Raw genomic sequence first — 20,832 nt, forward strand, 5'->3', positions numbered from 1 at the left:
AGCGCCCCTCCCCATTCAGGGCAAGGTGTTGCCGATGCTCACCACATAGAGCCGTCCGCGATTGGCATCGATCTCGGTCGGCGCCGCGGCGTAGATCACGTCCTCCGTCGTCGACTTGAGGATGCCGGAGATGCGGGTCACGCCGCTCTGCGCGGGGGCGATCTGGCGCACCGCCCAGGTGGGGCTCTCCGCCGCCATCAGGCCGCTGCCCGTGACGGTGAAATAGACCCGCGCGCGGGTTCCGTTGTGCGTGGTCTCCACCGCGGCGGGGACATTGTTGTTCGCGGTGTAGATCTTCACCCGATCGACCCAGGCACCGTTCCAGCGCACCCGGTAGACGTCGAAATTATAGGCGTTGGCGCCGCCGGCGGTGCGATAGCGATAGGCGATGCTCGGCCGGGCATATTGGTCGACCGTAAGCCCCGCTGCCTGGATACCCACACCGTCGTTCGAATTGTTCCACACCTCGCCCGTGCCGAGACCCTGGAACAGCAGGTTCGGCGTCGTTCGCGTCGCCGGCGCGGTGAGCGCGACGCCATTGGCGGTGCGGAACACGCCGGCTGCCACGTCGTACTTCAGATACGAGCCGTAATGGCGCAGCGAGCGCGGGGTGCCATAGGCCCATTCAAAGGCGATATGGACATTGCCGGCATCGTCGATCTTCAGGTCGTCGGGATAGACGTAATTGGTGTTCTCGCGGGCGAAGATGCCGACCTGCGCCCAGCTCTTCGCGGCATTGTTCCAGCGGTAGAGTTCACCCTGCCCCGCATTGCTGTAGTGGTTGCGGATGATCAGGTAGATGTCGCCATTGGGGGCGTGCTCGGCGATCGGATAGGTCGCGCCGACCGTGCCCGGCATGTCGCCGATGCGCCGGAGCATGCCGGTCGGATCATTGGGTGCGTTCGAACGGAAATAGCGCCAGTCGTCGACGTGATGATCGGTCCAGACATGGATATACCCATCGCCATCCACCGCGATCGTCGGCTGGTCATGTCCGACATCGTCCGCGTGGCTCCAGACATTGCCGTTCTCGTCCTTGAGATAGCCGATCGTCCAGGCCCCGGCACCGGTCTTCACGCCGATCTTGATCTTGTGCGTACCGGCGGTATCGCCGGGGGCGTTGAACGCGACATAGGTGGTGTCGCCCTTCACCACCATCGGCCGCCACCAGGCGGCGGCATTGGAGGAATCGGTCTCCGCCGGCACCATCTCCACGGCCACCTGGGCCTGGGCGGTGGCGGACGTAAAAAGGGCAAGCGGGCACAGCAACGCTGTGCTGGCAATCAAGCGCAAGCGCATGGCATTCTCTCCTTTTTTATAGACTTAGTTACTCGGTACGCGTCTCCTCGAGCCGGGTGCTTCGGGCGGATCAGCCGCCCGTCAGGTCAATCGCGAAAAGCCCGCCTGAGGCTGGGAAAGCTTCGAGTTGTGCGGGGGAAAGCCGCATGCGCGAGCTTGTTACGTAGAGTTTGTCGCCGACCAGCGCCGCGCTGCTCAGATTGGGCGCGGGCACGGGGATGGCGCGCAGCAGGGCGCCGTCGGGGGCCAGCTCGGCAACGCAGCCGCCGCCCCACATCGCGACATAGAAGCGGCCGTCGGGCGCGCGGGCCATGCCGTCGGGCTTACCCGGCACGTGCATGAAGTCGCTGACGATCGCCGGCTCGCCGAGCCTGCCTTCGCCGATATCGGCCGGATAGGCGATCAGCGTGCGCGAGAGCGTGTCGATGACGAACAGGGTGCGCCCATCCTCGGAGAAGGCCATGCCGTTGGGCACGCCCAACCCCTCCCCCACGCGGCGGGGTTCGGCCTCGGGACTGGCGGCGTGGAAGATCGCGCCGCGACCCGCGAGGATCGCCTTGTGCATCACCCCGCCCCACAGGCCGCCCTGGGGATCGACGGCCAGGTCGTTGAAACGGCATCCCGGACCGATATCCGCGGCGGGGCCGGTGATGCCGCCGAGAATGCAGAAGGCATTTTCGAGCGTGCCGGCGATGCGCCCATCGGGCAGCGGAGCGAGACCGAAGACCGGCTGGTCCGTCGGTTGCTCGGTCCCCTGCCCCTCGGCGAAACGATAGACCAGACGGCGGACCGGATCGGTCCAGGTGACCGTGCCGCCCTGCACCACCGGGGACTCGCCGATGATCGCGTGCGGATTGGCGAGCAGGCGCACGCGCGGAGCGTGCCGGATTGCGTGGATCAGCGCGTTCGCACGAGCACCGACTTCCTCGGCCGAACGACCGGGCTTGTAGAGGTCAGAGCCAATGCCGAAGCCGGTACAGCCTGCCACGCGCAGCGCAGGGATGTTCGCCGGGCCAACGCCGCCGACCGCCAGCACTGCGACGCTCCCGGGAAGCACCGTGCGGAGCGCGGCGATGTCGCCTTCATGGCCGGCGGCGGGGAAGAATTTGAGGTGCCGGGCGCCCGCAGCAAGTGCAGCGAAGGCCTCGCTCGGGGTGGCGCAGCCCGGCAGCGGGACCATGCCCAGCCGGATCGCCTCGGCGATCACCTGGGCGTCAGTGTTGGGCGATACGCAGAGCGTCGCGCCGCATTCGGCAAGGCGACGGACCTGCTCGACTACGGTGACCGTCCCGGCCCCAACCAGCATCCGATCACCGAACGCCCGGCAGAGCAAGGCGATCGTATCGAACGGATCGGGCGAGTTGAGCGGCACCTCCGCGACGCGGATGCCGGCATCGTAGAGCGCACCGACCACCGGCACCGCCTCCTCGGTGCGCAGCCCGCGCAGGATCGCGACGATCGGCTGTTCGGCCAGGGCGGCATCGAGCCGGGCGGCCGCGCCCTCGCTCATCCGAGGCTCGCCCGGTGGATCGCCCGGAAGCCGAGCAGGCAGGCCCGGCGGGATTCGACCAGCTCGGTCTCGATCCCCACCGAGCCGAGCGCGGCGGCATAGAGGCGCGACAGCGGCCCGTTGCCGATCAGCGGCACCACGGCCTCGCCCATTTCCGGGAAGGCGGCGAGCGCGTCCGCGATCTCCGAGCCGATCAGCAGCCCGCGGATATACGATGCCGCATCGGCGCGGGCGAGCTCGTCGCGGATCACGCGCGCGCGGGCGCCGAACAACAGGCTCGACAAGCCCAGCCCGCCTGCCCTGCCCCGCGCCACGCCTTCGCGGAACGCCGGCCCGTCCGCCGCCTCGCCCTCGACGATCGAGGCGAGCAGCCCCTGGCCGGTCAGCCGGTCGAAGATCTCGCCCGACATGGCGGTGAGGAATTCGCCGATCCGTCCGCCTTCGCGGCGGACCCATTTGGTGTGGGTGCCCGGCAGTGCAGCGACACCATCGCCCGGCGCCAGCTCCATCAGCCCGAGCAACTCGGTCTCCTCGCCGCGCAGGATGTCCGGCGCGTCGTCGAAGCCGCGGCGGCAGGCGATGCCGGGCACGATCCGCACCGGGCTGTCGCCGATCTCCACCGGGATCGCCGCCCGGGCGAGGTCGGCCATGCCGGCAGGCGCGATCGCATAGGGCGCCTCGGCCCAGCCGATGTTCGATCCGATCATGCCCGAGGCGTAGATCGGGCCGTGATCGGGCCAGCGCGCGGCGAGCGCCGCCATCGCCTCGGCCATGGCTTCGCGGCTCAGCCCGGCGACGCCCTTGGCCGCGACGATCTCGTCGAGCGCGCTCCCGTCGCCGGCGATGCGCCAGGCGCGGAAGTTCGAGCTTCCCCAGTTGATGCCGACGATCTCGGCATCAGCGACGTGTGACACTTGCACCCCCGTCAATTGGATGGATGGCCCCGGTGATCCAGCTCGACCGGTCCGAGGCGAGGAACAGCGCCAGCTCGGCGACATCCCCGGGCATGCCGAGGCGTCCGAGCGGATGGCGCAGGACATTGGCGGCACGCGCGGCCGCCGGGTCTTCGGCGCGATCGAAGGAGTCCCGCAGCAGCGGCGTATCCACCGAGGCCGGCGCGATCGCGTTGACGCGGATGCCATCGGCCGCGAACTCCAGCGCGGCGGTGCGCGTCAGGCTCTCGATCGCCGCCTTGGACGCCGCATAGGCGGCAAGCGTCGGCGTCGCGAAACCGGCGTTGATCGAGGAGAGCAGCAGGATCGATCCCCCGCCCCGCTTCCGCATCGCCGGCACCGCATGGCGCATCAGCCGCACCGCGCCGATCACGTTGACGTCATGGATATCGGCCCAGGCGGCGGGATCGGTGTCGATCACCCCGCCATGGACCGAGATGGCGGCGGCGTGGACGAGGATGTCGACTGCGCCCAGCCCCGCCATCGCCTCGGCCACGCCCGCATCCGAGCGGAGATCGGCGACCAGCGCCTCGTCCACATTAGCGGCAGGCCGAAGATCGAGCCCGACGACCCGCGCCCCGGCAGCGCGGAAGCGCCCGGCAATCGCCGCACCGATCCCGCTCGCGGCACCGGTCACCAGTGCCGTGCGTCCGCCCAGCTCCATATCGCTCACGCCCGATCTCCCTCCGGCAGTCCAGCGTCAGAATTTGACGCTGAGGCTGGCCTTGTACATGCGCCCGAAGAACAGGTTCGTCCGGAGCGCCTCAGGGGAGCCGTCATAGGTCCGCTGGTGCTGGTTGAGGAGGTTGTTCGCCTCGAGGTTCAGCGAGAAGTTCTTCGAGATGTCGTACCGGAAGGTGGTCGACAGATCGGTATAGGCATCGTTGTAGATGCCCGTGTTCGCGCCCGACAGGCCGACCAGATAGTCGTCGCGCCAGTTGTACGCGACGCGGAAGGAAATCGGGCCCTTCTCGTAATAGCCGACCAGATTGGCGTTGTTCTTCGACAGGCCCGGGAAGGCGAGCACGCGGCCCACCGCGTCGCGGATCGGCGTGGTGGAGTCGATGTACGAATAGGTCGCGACGATGCCGAACCCGTCCAGCGCGCCGGGCAGGAAATAGAAGGGCAGCTGGAGCAGCGCCTCGATGCCCTTCACCTTGGCGCCGTCGCCATTGATCTTGCGGTTGATCAGATAGTTGACGTTGTTGAACGTCTCGGCGCTCTGCTTGGCGACGATGAAGGTCGAGACGTCCTTGTAGAAAAGCCCGACCGAGAACAGCGCCTGGCGGCCGAAATAATATTCGAGCGAGGCGTCGAACTGGTTCGCCTTGAACGGATTGAGGTTCGGCGCGCCGCCGCTGCCGGTGCCCGGCGTCGTCTGCACCCCGTTCACGAACACCGCGGTGTTGTTGAGCGTGACGCCGTTGTTGAGATCGGCGGTGTTCGGGAAGGCGACGACCTTGGCCGCGCCGAGGCGCAGGATCAGCCCTTCCGCGACGTTCATCTTTACCGTGGCCGAAGGGAGCCACTCGTCGTCGGTGCGCTCGAAGGTGGTCGGCGTGACACCGCCGGTGGCACCGATCAGGTTGCCGATCGAGGTCATGTCGCGGTGCAGGTAGCGCACGCCGATATTGCCAGCGAGATCGAGCGCGCCCTCCACCTTGAAGTCGAGCTTGGCATAGCCCTCGGTGAAATTCTCCTTGATCCGATAGGTGCCGGCGAGCGCGGTGGCCGTCTGGGTCGGGTTGAGGCAGGCCGCCGCCTGCGAGATCGCGGGGACATTGGTCCACACGCCGCAGCCGCCGGCGATGCTGCCGTTCGCTGCCAGGAAGCTGCGCGGCAGGCCGGCGAAATCGCCCTGGGCGAAGTCGGGGTTCGAGTGCAGCGTCAGATATTGCGCGAGCGAAGTCGCGACGATCCCGCCGGTCGGGCGAATATCGGCCAGCGACGGATTGACCCGGGTATCGAGCTTCTGCGCGCGCAGGCCGATGTTGAGCTTGTCGAGGAAGCCCTCGCCCAGCTTCATGCTCCAGTCGGTGCGCGCGGCGGTCGCCTCGGTCTTCGCGCGATAGAGATTGTCGAACAGGATCGTGAAGCGCAGCTGCGACGGATCGCTCAGGTTGATCCCGCTGATCGAATAGGCGCCGAGATCGCCCTTGGAGAAATCGAAGCTGGTGCTGGGCGTGATCGTGGTCAGCGGCTGGAGCCGGAGATAATTCTGGTCGTAGCTCGAGGTGGAGCGGTTGTACGAGAGCTCGGCGCTCGCCTCGATCCGGTCCGACACGTCGAACTTGCCGTTCAGTGCCGAGGACCAGGTATCTGCCTTGGTATAGGCGAACTCGCTGTTGGTGAGCACCGGCGCGGTCGAGGTGCCCGAGATCAGGACGTTGTTCGGCGAATAGGTGGCGTTGGTCAGCCCGGTCTGCGGGTTGAACGAGATCCAGTAGCGCTCGCGGTCCGAGATCAGCTTCGAATAGAAGCTGTCCAGGGTGATCTCGACGCCCGGCGCCGGCTTCCACTGGATCACGCCGTCCAGGCCGAACTTGGTGCGCGTCTCGGTGATTTCCTCGGGCCGCGCGTCCGAATGACCGAAACGCGTGACGCCGCCGGACGTGAACTGGGTGTAGCCCGAGAAGGTGTCCAGGCCCTGCTGCGACAGCTTGCGACGGCCATAGGAGGCCGAGACCAGCACGCCCAGCGTGTCGCCGGCGAACTTCTGCGAGACCAGGCCGAACATCTCGTAGCTCGGCTTCTTGGTCAGGCTGTCATAGCTGGCGCCAGCGCGCGCGGCGATGCTGCTGGGGCCGTCGAGCGGCTTGCGGGTGTTGATGTCGACGATGCCGCCCAGCGCGCCGGCGATGTCGTCGGCACCGGCAAGCTTGGTCACCTCGAGCCGCGAGATCAGCTCCGACGGCACCAGCGACAGGATGCCATAGGTCGAGCTGCCGAGCTGATCGAGGCCGATGCCACCGCGCCCCGTCGCGTCGACGATCTCGCGGCCGTTGAACAGATAGACGTTCTGGCGAAGGCCGCGCACCGAGACGTTGGTGCCCTCGGCAATGCCGCGATCGACCTGGATGCCCGAGACGCGCGAGAGCGATTCGGCGACGTTGCGATCGGGCAGCTTGCCGATGTCGTCCGAGACGATCGCATCGACGAACTGGACGGCGTTGCGCTTGATGTCGCGCGCGGCGCCGAGGCTCTGACGGATGCCGGTGACGATGATGGCGCCGTCGTCCTGCGGTTCCTGCGCGGGATCGGCGGCCTGGGCAGCGGGCGCCGGGTCGGTCTGCGCCGCGGCCGGCGTCGCGCATGCGGCGGCCGACGCCAGGACGGTGGTCACCAGCAGGCGCTGGACGATGCGATTCTTCATATCCTCTCCCCTTATCAACCCGACGGTTGGCGGGCCCGGACTTTATGCCCTTGGCTTCCGCTTGACGTATCTACTAAAGCAACAATAGGGATCGCGCAACACCCTCGTTTCCAGAGGGGTCAGCCGTGACAATGGCACAACACTGCGATTGACAAGGGATGAGAACCGCGCGCATATGACAAATATAGCAACAAAATATTCCGGAGGGGACGTGACCCAGCTGCAAGCCGTGCTGCCGATTCTGCCGACGATCTTCACCGAGTCGGGCGCAGTGGACGAAGCGGGCATGCGCCGCGTGCTCGATTACATCGTCGCCGCTGGCGCGCAGGGCGTGGTCTTCCCCGGCCTCGCCAGCGAATATGACATGCTGAGCGTCGAGGAGCGGCTCCACCTCACCGCGCGGATCGGCGAATGGCTGGACGGCCGCGTGCCCTTCGTGGTCGGCGGCAGCACCGGCGATACCAGGGAAGCCATCGCCTATGCCGAGGCGGGGGCGAAGGCTGGCGCTTCGGCGGCGATGATCCTCACCCCCAAGACCTTTGCCGGCGATCTCGGCGCGATGGCGGATTTCTTCCGCGCCGCGCATGAAGGATCGGGCATCGCGATCATGCTGCAGAACGCGCCTGCCCCGATGGGCATCGGCATGCCGCTCGAGCAGGTCGCCGAACTGGCGCACCAGGTGCCGGGCATCAAATACGTCAAGGAAGAGGCCCCGCCCTCGGGCCAGCGCATCACCCGCCTGACCGAGCTGGCCGGCGATTCGCTCGAAGCCGTGTTCGGCGGCGCCGGCGCGCGCTATGTGATCGACGAGCTGGCCCGCGGCGCACGCGGCACGATGCCGGCGTGCGAGATCACCGAACTGCACGTCCGCATGCTCGCCGACTATGCGGCGGGCGAGGAGGACAAGGCGCGCGACCTGTTCGAACGCACGCTCCCGTTGCTCAACATGCAGGCGATCTTCCGCTGGCGGCTGACCAAGGCAGTGCTCCAGCGCCGCGGGCTGATCGAGAGCATTTATGTGCGGGCGCCGGGGCCGGAGCTCGACCGCTACGACCGCGCGGAGCTGGACGCGCTGCTCGATCGGCTGGCAGACCTGCTGCCGATGGAAGCACCGCAGGGAGCCCTGGCCTGATCATGCGCATCGCCGCGATCGACACGTTCATCGTCACCGTCCCGCGCGACACGCCCTATCTGGGGCCGCTTGCGGAGGGCGAGCATGTCAATGCACGCGGCTATATCGTGCGCAAGGGCAACGGGACCATCTACCCGACGGTCGATCGCTCGATCGTGGTGCGCGTCACCGCTGAGGATGGCTCGGTCGGCTGGGGCGAGACCTATGGGATCTGCGCGCCCAGGGCGACCTGCGAGATCGTCAACGACCTGCTCGCCCCGGTGCTGGTCGGCGCGGAGGTCACCGACATCGGCGCGACCTGGGACCTGCTCTACGGGCTGATGCGGGTGCGCGGCGCCTGGGGCGGCTTCCATGTCGACGCGATCGCGGCGATCGACATCGCCTTGTGGGACCTCAAGGGCAAGGCGGCGGGCAAGCCGGTCCGCGACCTGATCGGCGAGACGGTGCACGCGACGATCCCGAGCTATCTCTCCGGGCTCCCGGCGGCGACGCTGGAGGATCGGGTGGCGCTGGCGAGGGAATGGCAGGGGCGGGGCATCGACGCGTTCAAGTTCGCCGCGGTGGTCAGCCATGAGGGGATCGTCGACGAGATGGCGGCGCTCCGCGAGGCGCTGGGCGATGGCGCCGAGATATTGATCGACCTGCACTGGAAGTTCTCGCCGGCCGAGGCTGCCGAGCTGATCGCCAGGCTCGCGCCGTACCGGCCTGGTTTCGTCGAGGCGCCGGTGAAGCCCGAGGATATTGCCGGGCTCGCGCACCTCGCAGCGACCAGCCCGGTGCCGGTCGCGGCGGGCGAGGAATGGTACACCGAATATGAGGCGACCAACCGCCTCGCCGCCGGGCCGCTCGCTTTTGTCCAGCCCGAGATGGGCCATACCGGCATCACCCAGTTCGTCCGCATCGCCCGCCTCGCCGCTGCCAAGCGCGTCGCGGTGGCGCCGCACGCGACGGTGGGCACCGGCATCTTCCTCGCCGCCAGCCTCCAGGCCTCGGCGACGATCCCCGGGCTGTGGAAGCACGAATGGCAGCATTCGGTGTTCGAGCGGAACCTGGCGCTGCTCGATACCGACATGGGGCATGGCGAGGGCGGCTATGCCCTGCCCTCCGCGCCGGGCCTTGGCGTCGCGCCCAATGCGCGCTTCTGGGATCATGCGGAGCTGGTGGCGTGAGCTATGCGGCGCACGCGCGCGGGTGCATAGGATGCGACCATGCGCGCTAAACCCAATGCCCAGCCGAACCAGAGCCTGATCGACGGCATCGCCACGCTCCAGGCGCTCGCCACCTCGCCCGAGCCGGTCGGCTGCCGCGAGCTGGCCCGGCGGCTCGATGCCGATCCGACCAAGATCAACCGGCTGCTCAAGACGCTCGCCTATCTCGGTATCGCCCGCCAGACCGCCAACCGGAAATACACCGCCGGTGCGGGCATGCACGTGCTCGCCGCGCAGAGCCTGTTCGCATCGGGCCTGATCAATCGCGCGCTGCCGATCCTCGAGGGGTTGCGCCGCTTCGGCCATACCGTGGCACTGGGCGTGCTGTGGGGGGACAGCGTCAGCTACCTGTTCCACGCCCCGCCGGGGATCGAGGCCTCACGGGGGCTCGGCCGTATCGGCCTGCTGCCCGCGACGACCAGCGGCATCGGCATGGTCCTGCTCTCCGAACTCGACGACGATGAAGTGCGCGACATCTACCGCGACAAGGACATCCCGATGTTCCCGGAAGGGATCGAGCAGCTTCTCGCCAAGCTCGCCGAGATCCGGCAACTCGGCTACGCCCGCGTCCATGTCGCCGACGAGCGCGACCATCATGTCGTCGCCGTCTCGACCGGCGATCCTGCCCATGCCGGCATCGCGCTTTCCGGCTGGATTCCCGAAGCCGCAACCGAGCCACTCGTCGCGGCGCTACGCGAAGCTGCACCCGAAATAGGAGGCTGAATGTCCGATCCGGCGGTGCCCATCGGCGAGACCCGATCGCCGAACCCTTTGCGCTGGGCGATCCTCGCGCTGCTCTTCGCCTCGACCGTGCTCAACTATGTCGACCGGCAGACGCTCTCGATCCTCGCGCCGATGGTGCAGCGCGACCTCAAGATGGACGATATCGGCTATGCCCATGTCGTCCAGCTGTTCCTGATCGCCTATACGATCGCCTATCTCGTTGCCGGCTGGCTGACCGACAGGCTCGGCACGCGGACTGCACTCGCGCTGTTCGTCGGCTGGTGGTCGCTCGCCAACATGGCGACGGGCTTCGTGCGCAGCGCCGGGGCATTGGGCGGCGCCCGCGCGATGCTGGGCCTGGGCGAGGCGAGCAACTATACCGCCGGCCCCAAGGCGGTCTCCGAGCATTTCCCGCCGCGCGAACGCGGCTTCGCCTTCGGCACCTATACCGCCGGCGCGATGGTCGGCGCGACGATCGCGCCGCCGCTGATCGGCTGGCTGGCGCTGACCTATGGCTGGCGCGAGGCGTTCGTCGCGACCGGCGCGATGGGCTTTGTCTGGCTGGTCGCCTGGCTCACCATCTATCCGCGCAGCAAGGAGAAGGCAGCGGGTCCGGCCGAGCCGACGCCGTGGCGCGCGATCCTGCGCGAGCGGCCCCTGTGGGGCTTCGCCCTTTCCCGGATGCTCGCGGACCCGGTCTGGTATTTCTACCTGTTCTGGTTCCCCAAATATCTCGCAGACCAGCGCGAGCTGAGCCTGATGACGATCGCGGCGACGGCGTGGATCGTCTATCTCGCCGCCGATATCGGCAGCATCGGCGGGGGCATCTTCTCGGGCCAGCTGATCAAGCGCGGGATGACGCCGCCCAACAGCCGGCTGACCGGCCTGGCGGTGGCGGCGGTGCTGGCACCGGCGGGCATGCTGATCGCGACCAATCCGGGGATCGAAGTGACCTTCGCGCTGGCGGCGCTGGTGGCGTTCGCGCACCTGGTCTTCCAGATCAACATCAGCACCTTGGTGGTGGACCTCTACCCGACCCGTGTGGTCGCCACCGTGTTCGGCATCGTCGCGGCGGGCAGCGGCCTGGGCGGGATCTTCTCGACCCAGCTCGTCGGCCGCCTCGCCCAGTCGGGCGATTACGGCCAGATCTTCCTGCTGATGGGCTGCCTCCACCCGCTGGCGATGCTGATCGCCTTCGTGGCGCTGCGCAGCCACCCAAGGTCGGAGCTGCGGCCGGGTTAAGGTCGCGAGGCCCGAACGCGCCTCCAACCAATTCCGTCATCCCCGCCTTCGCGGGGATGACGACTAAATATAGCTTGGCCTCAGGCCAGCCCGTTCCGCTGCTGCCAGCGCCGAGCGAGGTTCGGCCAGTCGGACATCGGCCAGGCGGGATCGCCGCGCAGGCCCAGGCCGTGCGCGCCGTCCTCGAACAAATGCATGTCGATTGCCCCGCCCGATCCGCGCACCGCGCCGAACAGGGCGAGCGCATGATCGACCGGCACCACCCGGTCGTGCACCGCATGGGCCAGGAAGATCGGCGGGGTGATCCCGGGCAGTCGCTGGTCGAACGACCACGCCGCAGCATCGGCGGCCGCAGCGTCGGGCCCGAGCAGCGCCAGCTTCGAGCCGGTATGCGCCCCTGCCCCCATCGACACGACCGGATAGAGCAGCATCGCGCCGTCGGGTCGGGTGAGCAGCCGGTCGGCGGCGTCGATCGCCGGATAGGTGCGGTCATAGACCTTCACGCACAGGCTCATCGCCAGGTGCCCGCCCGCCGATCCACCCCAGACCGTCACGCGCTTCGGATCGACGCTCCACTTGCCGCCTGCGCGGATCAGCCGCATCGCCCGCTGCGCGTCCTGCAGCGCGACCAGCGCGCCGCCACCCCAGCGGTCCGCCGGCAACCGGTAGCGCAGCACGAACGCCGCGACGCCCTGCGCGTTGAACCAGCGTGCCGCCTCATAGCCTTCGCGGTCGATGCCGACGCGCGAATAGCCGCCGCCGGGCAGGATCAGTACCGAAGCGCCGGTCGGATTGGTCGCCGCGAAATAGGCGAGCGTCGGCCGGGTGACGTGCTCGGCGACGCGGTAGCGCAGGCCGGCATTGTCGGTCTGGTCGTCGATCCGCTCGGTGATGGCCGGAACCGGCCCGCCCGGCATCCTGCCCTCGGGCCAGAGCGGCAGGACGAGATCCGGCTCGCGCGTGTCCTGGGCGAAGGTCAGAAAGCCGCCCCCCGGCGCCGTCTGCGCCCGGGCGGCGATCACGGCCGATCCGGTTGCCAGCGCGGCGCCCTTGAGCATCGCCCGCCGACTAGTGGTATCCCCAATGCGCACCAGGCCTCTCCGGATAGATTGCTTATCCGCAGACCCTATAGAGCGTTGCCACGATAGCAACATATTGGTGCACATTAGCCCTGAAACAGGCGATTATGGCTAGATTCGTTGCTATATTCGTCGCCCCAGCCCCGCCACCTCTACCCTTGCCGACTGGCAAGGGAAAGGCGGCGGGCCCGGTTACTCGTTCCTCAGAAGTTGGCGCTGACGCCGAACTTCGCGGTCCAGCTGTACTTCTCGTACTGGAGCAGACGCTTGGCGCCCTCATAGTTCTGATAGGCGAAGTAAGGCGCGTCGGTGACGTTCACCCAGTCGGCGAACAGGCGGACGCCCTTGGTCATCTTGAACTTGGCCGACAGGTCGAGCTGGAAGTGCTGGTCGACATAGCGGTCCTCGTCCGGCGCCCCGCCCAGCTCGTCCAGATACTTGTCGCGATAGGTGCCCGCGGCGCGGAACGACACGCGGCCCTTCTCGTAGCCCAGCACGACGTTGAACGTGTTCCGGGCCGCCGACGGCAGCGAGATGCGGCGCGGGTCGGTCAGGTTGTCGCCGTCGAACACCGTGCCCTTGGCATCGGTGAAGGTGTAGTTGGCGTTGAGCAGCAGGCCGTCGAACGGCGCCGGCAGGAAGGTGAAGCGCTGGGCGTAGGACAGCTCCACGCCCTTCACCTTGGCCGTCTCGCCGTTCACGAAGGTATCGGCCTGGACATAGGGCACGCCGTAGATCGTGCCGGCATTGTCGTCGCGCACGGTGACGATGAAGTCGTCGATCGACTTCCAGAACACCCCGGCGGTCAGCGCCGAGCCGTTGCCGAAATACCATTCGGCCGAGGCATCGACGTTCCAGGCGCGATAGGGCTTCAGGTTCGGGTTACCGAATTCGGCCTCGTCATCCTCGTTGACCAGCACGCGCGGCGCCAGGTTCGACAGCTTCGGGCGGACCAGGCTCTTGTAGCCGCCCAGGCGCAGCACGATGTTGCGCACCGGCTCGTAGCGGAAGGTCAGGCTCGGCAGCCAGTCGGTATAGTTGCGCTTCACCCGGTTCGGCGTGACGGTCACGTTGGTGCCGTCGGTCGAGGTGACGAAGGCGCCGATGTCGTTATGGGTACGCTCCATGCGCACGCCGCCGATCACGCGCAGGTCCGCCATGTCGAGGCGGCCGAGCAGGTAGCCGGCCATTACGTCCTCGTCGATCGAATAGTCCGACGATGCCGAATTGATCAGCGTGTCGATCCGGTTCACGCGGAAATTGGCACGGTTGGCGTTGAAGAAGTCGGTCGGCGCGGTGTGGCCGAGCTGCGGCGTGATCGCCTGGATGCGATAGGTCGGCAGGCCGAGCACGCTCGAGAGCGGATAGTTGCCGGTATAGCCGTCATAGACGGTGCCGTTGAAGTCGTACGACTTGGTGCGCCAGCGGCCCTTGGCGCCCGCCTGCAGCGTGAAGGTGCCGCGGGCCAGCGCGAACTCGCGGGCCAGGTCGGCACGGCCGGTCCATTCCTTGTCGAGCGAATCCGACAGGTCGGTGCGCTCGAGCTCGTTGAAGCTGTAGCTGTCGGCGCTGTTGAACAGCGCGGTGTTGCCCGACACGCTGAACAGCGGGCGGCGGACATCGGCATAGTCGAACAGCAGGTTGACCGCGTTCGCGCCCGTGCCGCTGAAGCGGCCGCGGAAGCGCGTCGGGTCGATCGAGCCGTTCTCATATTCGCTCGCTTCCGAATAGGCGCCCGAATAGGTGAACTTCCACGGGCCGGCCTCGGTCTCGCCGCCGATCGTCAGCGACTTGATCTTCTGCTCCTCGTAGCGGTCCTTCATGCGGCGGCGCACCTCGATGCGGCCATCGGCGCTGGAGAAATAGGCGCTGTTCGCGCTGCTGTTCGCAGCGCGCGGCGCACCGCTCATGATGAAGATCACGTCGCCGCGATATTCCTGGTCGGCGAAGCTGCTGTAGAGGCCGCGGGCATAGAGCTTGGTGGTGTCGCTCAGGCGCCAGTCGAGGTTCAGCGAGGCGCCGAAACGCTCACGCTCGACATTATAGTCGCGATACTGGAGCTCCTCGGCATAGACGATGCCATTCGCCTTGTTCCAGTCGGCGCCCTCGATGTTGTCCGTCTCGAACTTGCGCTTGTAGTAGCTCACGCCACCGGCGATGCCGAAGGTGTCGCTGAGCTTGGTCGAGAAATCGAGGCTCGCCTTCGGCGTGACGTCTCCGGCATAGTCATTGTAGCTGCCTTCGAGCTTGATCGAGAGCAGATCCTTCTTGCGGTCGAACGCGCTCACCGTGTTGATCTCGATCGAGGCGCCGAGCGTGTCGGCGTCCATGTCCGGGGTCAGCGACTTCTTGACCTCGATCGACTCGATCAGCTCGGAGGGCACCACGTCGAGCGCGACCGAGCGGACGTCCGATTCCGGCGCCGGCAGGCGCGCGCCGTTGATCGAGGCCGAGTTGAGCTCGGGATCGAGGCCGCGTACCGAGACGAAGCGGCCTTCGCCCTGGTCGTTGAGGATGTTCACGCCCGGCAGGCGACGCAGCGATTCGGCGACGTTCTGGTCGGGGAACTGGCCGATCGAGTCGCGGGTCAGCACGCTCTCGACGCCGTCGGCGGCGCGCTGGCGCGACAGGCTGCTCGACAGGCTGGCCGCCTGGCCGACCACGATGATCTGGTTGTTGCCGCCCAGCACCAGGTCGACACGGACATTGCCGCTGTCCGGAACCGTAATCGTGCTGGTGGTCGGCTCGGTGCCGACATAGCGCGCCACCACCGTATAGGTGCCGGCGGGCACGTCACCGAAATGGAAGCTGCCGTCGCGCTCCGCTTCGACCACGCGGCCCAGCTCGACGATGCGCACTTCGGCGCCCTGCAGCGCGCGCGTGCCCGAACCGTCGGTCACGGTGCCGACGACATCGCTGGCCCAGGCGACGGCCGGCGCGAACAACATGGCGGCGCCTGCGAGCAGGCCTGCCTGGAAGCGGCGAGAATTCAGCATTGGCGGGATCCCTTTTCGTCTCTGATGCGCAACCGGCTGGCCGCGCCCATTGGGCGGGGATCTTCTCGGGCAGCCGCCATCGCCCGCTGCCAGCGGTCGAACGACGAACTGTCGATGTCCCCTTTTGGGCGGCGCATTGAACACGCCACCTCGTTGGCCGGGCGGGTGACGGGCCGACATGACGGGCGTGTTACGATTGAGCGTCAAAACAACGTCACATGGATGTCATTTAACTGACATCGATCTAGCGCGTTGATTTAATGAACTAAAATTCACCCACCCAATTGCAGGAAATTATTGCCCGGAGTCTCTGGCGGGAAGGAAGATCGCGCCGCCGGCGCTCAAAGCAGGCAGAGCGGCAGCGCGATCACCGTCATCGGGATCCAGGGCGCCGTGGCCGCCTTGGGCCAGCGCGACAGGATGAGGACGAGGATCACCCCGCTCACCGACAGCAGCGCCAACCATGCCGGCACGGCCAGATAGGGACCGAACCGGTGCAGCGCGGCAAGGAACGAGCCCAGGATCAGGAGCCAGCCGAGTATCCGTGCGCGGGTCCGGTCCGGGCGAGCGGTTCGGGAATGCCGCCCCTTCCCCTGCGCGAGTTTGGCGAAACCGGCATAGCCGAGCAGGGCGACCTCAAGCGACATCGACGACCTCCCGGACTTCGACAACCTCGACCGGCACACGCCGGCGCGGCTGGGCCGCACGGGCCGGCTTAGCGGCCGTCCGCCAGGCAGCGAAGCCCAGCGTCGCCGCCAGCAGGAGCATCGTCGTGTCGAACGCCACGAACAGCCCGTCGGTCGGGAACCCGCCGACCACGGCTAGGTCCGCGATCGGAACCGCCGCGAACAACAGCGCGCTGATCGCCAGCGTCTCGATCCAGGCCCGGCGGACCGGGCGGAGGAGCGACAATGCGGCCAGGCCGAACCAGGTCCAGAACATCGCGGAGACTTCCAGGTCGGCGCGGCCGGCCAGCGTCGGCGGCAGCAACCGGTTGGCGAGCAGGAAGGCCGCCATCCCCGCGGGCAGGCAGGCGACTGCGCCGATGTTGAGCCGCTCGACCAGCGACATGCCGAAGAATGGCTGCGCGCCGGGCCGTTGGCGCTTCACCGTCCACAGCACCAGACCCGTCGCGACCATGGCGCAGCCGGTTAGGCCGAGCAGGAAGCAGACCCAGCGCAGCAGCGGCCCGGCGAACCAGCCGAGGTGCAGGCCGAGCATCACGCCCGCGGTCTCCACCGCCGGCCCGGGCGCGGGCGACGCGGCCAGCCGGGCGCCGGATACGCCGGCATAGGTGATCGATGCGCCGCGCGCGTTCAGCCTGTCCTCGCCCGTGCGGAGCAGCGTGACGGTGGAGGACGCGTCGTCGGGATTGCCCACGATGATGCGCGAGACGCGGGCGCCCTGCCATTCCGCCGAGGCCGCCTCGACGAAGCGGCCCATGTCGGCGAGCCGGCCCGGCTGCCCCGATGCCTTCTGGCCGGCGGTGTCGCCGTACAGGCTCTCGGCAAAGGCCGTGGGCTTCGGATAGTTGGCGAGGATCGGCCAGGGCATGTACATCACGACCAGCGTGATCAGCCCGGTATAGGTGATCATCGCGTGGTAGGGCAGCGCGAGCACCGCCGAGACATTGTGCGCGTCGAGCCAGCTGCGCTGCCCCTTGCTCCAGCGCAGTGTGAAGAAATCGGCGAAGATGCGCTTGTGGGTGATCACGCCCGACAGGATCGCGCCGAGCATGAACATCGCACAGAGCCCGGCGAGCCACCGGCCCCAGGGGTGCGGCAGCTGCAGCTGGAAATGGAAACGGTAGAAGAACTCGCCGCCCCTCGTATCGCGCGCCTCGATCGGAGCGCCGGTGGCGGGATCAAGGCGCACCTCGGGCCGGCGCGGCGCGCGCGGTGCCTTGGGATCGGGGTTGGGCCGCGCGCGCGTGAAGGCCCGGGTCGAGAGCGTGCGATCGGTCGGGAGATAGATGGTCCACTGCTCGTCGTGCGGCGCATTCTTCTGGAGCCAGGCGATAGCGGTACGCGCGGCTTCGGCCTGGGGGACGGCGTGCGGCCGATATTCCGGCTGCATCCACCGCGTGATCTCGGGACGGAAATAGCTCGCGGTGCCGGTCAGGAACATCGCGAAGAGGATCCAGCCGGCAAGCAGCCCCAGCCAGCCATGGATCCACGCCATCGACTGGCGCACGCCATTGCCCTTCACGGGCGGACGCCCAGCAGCAGCGCCGCGCCACCCGCGATCACGGCCGTGCCCCAGATCACGGCGGCGACACGCGTGAGCCGGGGCTCGTGGAACGCCCAGAGCCCGAAGGCGGCATAGAACAGGAAGGAAAGGATCATCCCCCAGGCGGTCGCCTCGACACGTTCGACCGGCAGCAGCCGCGCGAGCAGCGTCGCCAACCCCGCCGCCGCGGCATAGCCGCCGATCAGCGCGGTCAGGCTGCGCCCGGCCATCGACCATCCCTGCCCGCCAAGCTGGGCGCTCGCCATTCCAATCCCCCTTTTCCCGTCTTGCATCTCCTGCCGATCGGCTCTAGCGGCAATTGCAAATCGTTAGCAATAACAAAAAGGGGGTTTTGTGACCGGTAGTTTCCGTCGCTCGCTGCTGCGTGGTTTCCTGATGCATTCGGCCCTGGTGCCGGCGCTGGCGCTCCTGCCGACACCCGCCCATGCCAAGGATGGGCCGGAGGACGACAAGGCACAGGATTCCACGATCCTGGTGACGGGCCTGCGCGAGAAGCAGACCGGCTCCGGCACCAAGACCGACACGCCGCTGATGGAGACGCCGCAGACCATCACGGTGATCGACAATGACGAGCTGGTCCGCCGCAATGCGCTGTCGATCAACCAGGCGCTGGGCTATGTCGCGGGCGTCGCGGCCAACCAGCGCGGCGGCATGGTCACGCGCTACGACCAGCTCATCCTGCGCGGCTTCGCCCCGGGCGTCTATCTCGACGGCATGCGGCTGCTCGCCGGGCCCTATTCGACCCCGCAGATCGACTTCAACCGCATCGACCATATCGATGTCGTCAAGGGCCCGGCATCGGTGCTGTACGGCAATTCGACGCCGGGCGGCCTGGTCAACCTGACCAGCAAGATGCCCGAGCAGGTCGCCTCGGGCCGCTTCGAGCTGCAGCTCGGCAATTACGACACGATCCGCGCGGTCGCCGATGTCAACCAGCCGCTAGATGCCGACGGCAAGTGGCTCGCGCGTATCGTCGGCGGCTGGCAGAAGGGCGACGGGCTGACCCGCGGCACCTTCTCCGAACGCTATCATGTCAGCCCGATGCTGACCTTCGCGCCGGACGATGCGACCAGCCTCACGCTGATCGCCTCCTACCAGCGCTCGCCGAGCGGCGGCGGCTATTCGGGCGTGTCGGCCTATGGCTCGGTACTCGCCAATCCGAACGGGCAGCTGCCGCGCGACATCAACACCGGCGACCCCGGCTATGAGCGCTACGACCACCGCGCCAAGTCGGTCGAGGCGCTGTTCCGCCACGATTTCAACGAGCATCTCTCGTTCCGCTCGAGCGCGCGCTTCCAGAACAACTGGCTGAGCTACCGCCAGCTCTATGTGGCCGGCTTCGCGACGACGGGCACCGGCGCGAACCGCAACACCGATTACTCCACGATCATCCGCGGCGGCGGCGGCGCGGACGAGAATTTCGACACGCTGACGCTCGACAACAGCTTCAACGCCAAGTTCGAGACCGGGCCGCTCAAGCACAATGTGCTGGCGGGCATCGACTATCAGCATATCGCCGGCGAGAATTTCCAGCAGTTCAACACCGGCGTGACGGCCAACCCGCTCACCAGCATTCCCAATCTGAACCTGTTCAAGCCGGTCTATGGCGGCACGCTGCCGAGTTTCGACCTGACCAAGCTGTCGAGCGCCTATACCAACAGCTACAGCAAGCGCGACCAGGTCGGCGTCTATCTGCAGGACCAGATCGCGATCGGCCGGCTCCAGCTGATCGCGAGCGGGCGCTATGACTGGTACGACCAGACGACGCTCAACAAGCGCAACAACGCGATGACGCCGTTCAGCCAGACCGCGTTCACCGGCCGGCTCGGCGCGCTGTACGAGCTGCCCTTCGGCGTCTCGCCCTATGTCAGCTATTCGGAATCCTTCGAGCCGCAGACCGGGGCGACCTGGGACGCGGTGCCGTTCGATCCGGTCACCGGGCGCCAGTACGAGGCAGGCATCAAGTACCAGCCGCGCGGCACCAATGCGCTGTTCACCGTCTCGGCCTATGACCTGCGCCGCCAGAAGGTGCCGGTGGGCGATCCGCGCGCGGGCACGAACGGCATTCCGTCGACCGCGCAGATACAGATCGGCGAGGTGCGCGTGCGCGGCGTGGAGTTCGAGGGTCGCGGCGAAGTGACGCCGGGTTTCGACGTCGTGGTCGCGGCCGCCTATACCGATGCGATCATCACCCAGGGGGCGCCGGCCGTCGCGCCGACCGCGACCAACAGCGGCACGCCGACCACCACGGGGACGCGTCAGCTCGGCACGCCCGAATGGACCGCCTCGACCTTCCTGTCCTATGATTTCGGCAAGAGCGGCCGGGTGGCGGGTCCGCTCGGCGGGCTGAGCGGCGGTGTCGGCGTGCGCTATGTCGCGGGCTCGGACGGCACCACCGCCTACAAGGTGGTCAGCAACGTGACGACCTTCGAACGCTTCACGACCGAGAGCTTCACCCTGGTGGACGCGGTGCTGGGCTATGACCTGGGGCGGGCAACGCCGGCGCTGCAGGGCTTCTCGCTTGCAGTCAACGCGTCGAACCTGTTCGACAAGAGCTACATCTCCGCCTGCCCGTTCAGCAACAGCTGCTATTACGGCGCGGGGCGGACGGTGATCGGTTCGCTGCGCTTCCAGTGGTGAGCGACGCATAGAGGGACAGGGGATCGGAGCCGTGGCGGGACTGCCCCCACGGCTTCGCTTTCTCTCGGGCCGAGATCGCGCGGCACTCCGGTTGCCGTGGCTGCGCTGCAACTATCCCGCTGCGACCGCTTGGCGCGGGATTCGCGTATCAATCGTCAGTGTCGTCGAGCACGACCTGATCGGCATGCCGGGGCGCGAAGCCGCGCGCACGGCGCTCATATTCCTGTGCCATGCCCATATGCGCGCGAAAGCTCGGCATCCCCTTCGCCTTCATCGCCGCAGCCCGGGCCTGGCCTGCGCGACCGGTAAAATAGTGGGTATCGGTCATGGCGGGCTCCCGCGTGGTCGATCTCGTGAATAAACCAACCGCGGCCGGTTTCGAATCTCGTAGAATTCCCTAAGCCCGACCGTGGGGCCCGGCATGACG

The 20,832-nt window shown here is 67.5% G+C and carries 16 protein-coding genes; 5 read left to right on the forward strand and 11 right to left on the reverse strand.

From position 1 onward, the window contains the following. Positions 1-15: 15 nt before the first annotated feature. The 5 genes from GGR46_RS23335 to GGR46_RS23355 all read right to left on the reverse strand — a co-directional run bounded on the left by GGR46_RS23335 (position 16) and on the right by GGR46_RS23355 (position 7,135). A complete protein-coding gene (locus GGR46_RS23335) occupies positions 16-1,299 on the reverse strand; it encodes a BNR-4 repeat-containing protein (protein WP_184000490.1) in 1,284 nt (427 codons plus the stop codon). 70 nt (positions 1,300-1,369) lie between these two features. After that, positions 1,370-2,809 (reverse strand): 2-dehydro-3-deoxy-6-phosphogalactonate aldolase, encoded by a 1,440-nt coding sequence (locus GGR46_RS25890; protein WP_184000491.1) that lies wholly within the window; start codon positions 2,807-2,809, stop codon positions 1,370-1,372. Beyond that, entirely contained in the window at positions 2,806-3,723 is a 918-nt protein-coding gene (locus GGR46_RS23345) for a 2-dehydro-3-deoxygalactonokinase (protein WP_184000492.1), read from the reverse strand. Before GGR46_RS23345 ends, GGR46_RS25890 begins: the two co-directional genes overlap by 4 nt. Beyond that, positions 3,707-4,426 carry an SDR family NAD(P)-dependent oxidoreductase gene (locus tag GGR46_RS23350; protein ID WP_184000657.1) on the reverse strand — a complete coding sequence of 240 codons (720 nt, stop codon included), beginning with the start codon at positions 4,424-4,426 and terminating at the stop codon, positions 3,707-3,709. The genes GGR46_RS23345 and GGR46_RS23350 overlap by 17 nt, the downstream gene beginning before the upstream one ends. Before the next feature lie 36 nt (positions 4,427-4,462). After that, positions 4,463-7,135 (reverse strand): TonB-dependent receptor, encoded by a 2,673-nt coding sequence (locus tag GGR46_RS23355; RefSeq protein WP_184000493.1) that lies wholly within the window; start codon positions 7,133-7,135, stop codon positions 4,463-4,465. Between the two features lie 211 nt (positions 7,136-7,346). Between GGR46_RS23355 and GGR46_RS23360 the strand changes: the two genes are divergently transcribed. The 4 genes from GGR46_RS23360 to GGR46_RS23375 are packed head-to-tail and all read left to right on the forward strand — an operon-like array spanning position 7,347 to position 11,440. Beyond that, positions 7,347-8,267, forward strand: coding sequence for a dihydrodipicolinate synthase family protein (locus tag GGR46_RS23360; protein WP_343058327.1), 921 nt, complete (start codon positions 7,347-7,349; stop codon positions 8,265-8,267). Positions 8,268-8,269: 2 nt separating this feature from the next. Continuing rightward, positions 8,270-9,436, forward strand: coding sequence for a mandelate racemase/muconate lactonizing enzyme family protein (locus GGR46_RS23365; protein ID WP_221262985.1), 1,167 nt, complete (start codon positions 8,270-8,272; stop codon positions 9,434-9,436). Positions 9,437-9,475: 39 nt separating this feature from the next. Next, positions 9,476-10,198: an IclR family transcriptional regulator gene (locus GGR46_RS23370; protein ID WP_184000495.1), complete on the forward strand. Its 723-nt coding sequence runs from the start codon at positions 9,476-9,478 to the stop codon at positions 10,196-10,198. Then, the gene (locus tag GGR46_RS23375) at positions 10,199-11,440 is read left to right on the forward strand and encodes an MFS transporter (protein WP_184000496.1); all 1,242 of its coding nucleotides are present in this window, start codon (positions 10,199-10,201) and stop codon (positions 11,438-11,440) included. It abuts the gene before it with no gap. Positions 11,441-11,520: 80 nt separating this feature from the next. Here GGR46_RS23375 and GGR46_RS23380 read toward each other — a convergent pair whose 3' ends face one another. The 5 genes from GGR46_RS23380 to GGR46_RS23400 all read right to left on the reverse strand — a co-directional run bounded on the left by GGR46_RS23380 (position 11,521) and on the right by GGR46_RS23400 (position 18,010). Next, positions 11,521-12,531, reverse strand: a complete 1,011-nt coding sequence (locus GGR46_RS23380) for an alpha/beta hydrolase (RefSeq protein ID WP_343058328.1) — start codon at positions 12,529-12,531, stop codon at positions 11,521-11,523. A 191-nt stretch (positions 12,532-12,722) separates the two neighbouring features. Beyond that, entirely contained in the window at positions 12,723-15,515 is a 2,793-nt protein-coding gene (locus GGR46_RS23385; RefSeq protein ID WP_184000497.1) for a TonB-dependent receptor, read from the reverse strand. A gap of 341 nt (positions 15,516-15,856) precedes the next feature. Continuing rightward, entirely contained in the window at positions 15,857-16,162 is a 306-nt protein-coding gene (locus GGR46_RS23390; RefSeq protein ID WP_184000498.1) for a DUF3325 family protein, read from the reverse strand. Beyond that, complete coding sequence (locus tag GGR46_RS23395; protein WP_184000499.1) at positions 16,152-17,723, reverse strand: PepSY domain-containing protein; 1,572 nt, start codon at positions 17,721-17,723, stop codon at positions 16,152-16,154. Before GGR46_RS23395 ends, GGR46_RS23390 begins: the two co-directional genes overlap by 11 nt. Next, a complete protein-coding gene (locus GGR46_RS23400) occupies positions 17,720-18,010 on the reverse strand; it encodes an iron transporter (protein WP_184000500.1) in 291 nt (96 codons plus the stop codon). Before GGR46_RS23400 ends, GGR46_RS23395 begins: the two co-directional genes overlap by 4 nt. An 88-nt stretch (positions 18,011-18,098) precedes the next feature. Between GGR46_RS23400 and GGR46_RS23405 the strand changes: the two genes are divergently transcribed. After that, a complete protein-coding gene (locus GGR46_RS23405) occupies positions 18,099-20,405 on the forward strand; it encodes a TonB-dependent siderophore receptor (protein WP_184000501.1) in 2,307 nt (768 codons plus the stop codon). Between the two features lie 148 nt (positions 20,406-20,553). Here the strand turns inward: GGR46_RS23405 and GGR46_RS23410 are convergent, their stop codons facing one another. After that, positions 20,554-20,733 (reverse strand): hypothetical protein, encoded by a 180-nt coding sequence (locus GGR46_RS23410; protein WP_184000502.1) that lies wholly within the window; start codon positions 20,731-20,733, stop codon positions 20,554-20,556. Positions 20,734-20,832: the final 99 nt, after the last annotated feature.

The sequence above is a fragment of the Sphingomonas kyeonggiensis genome (assembly GCF_014196745.1).
Classification (GTDB): Bacteria; Pseudomonadota; Alphaproteobacteria; order Sphingomonadales; family Sphingomonadaceae; genus Sphingomonas; species Sphingomonas kyeonggiensis.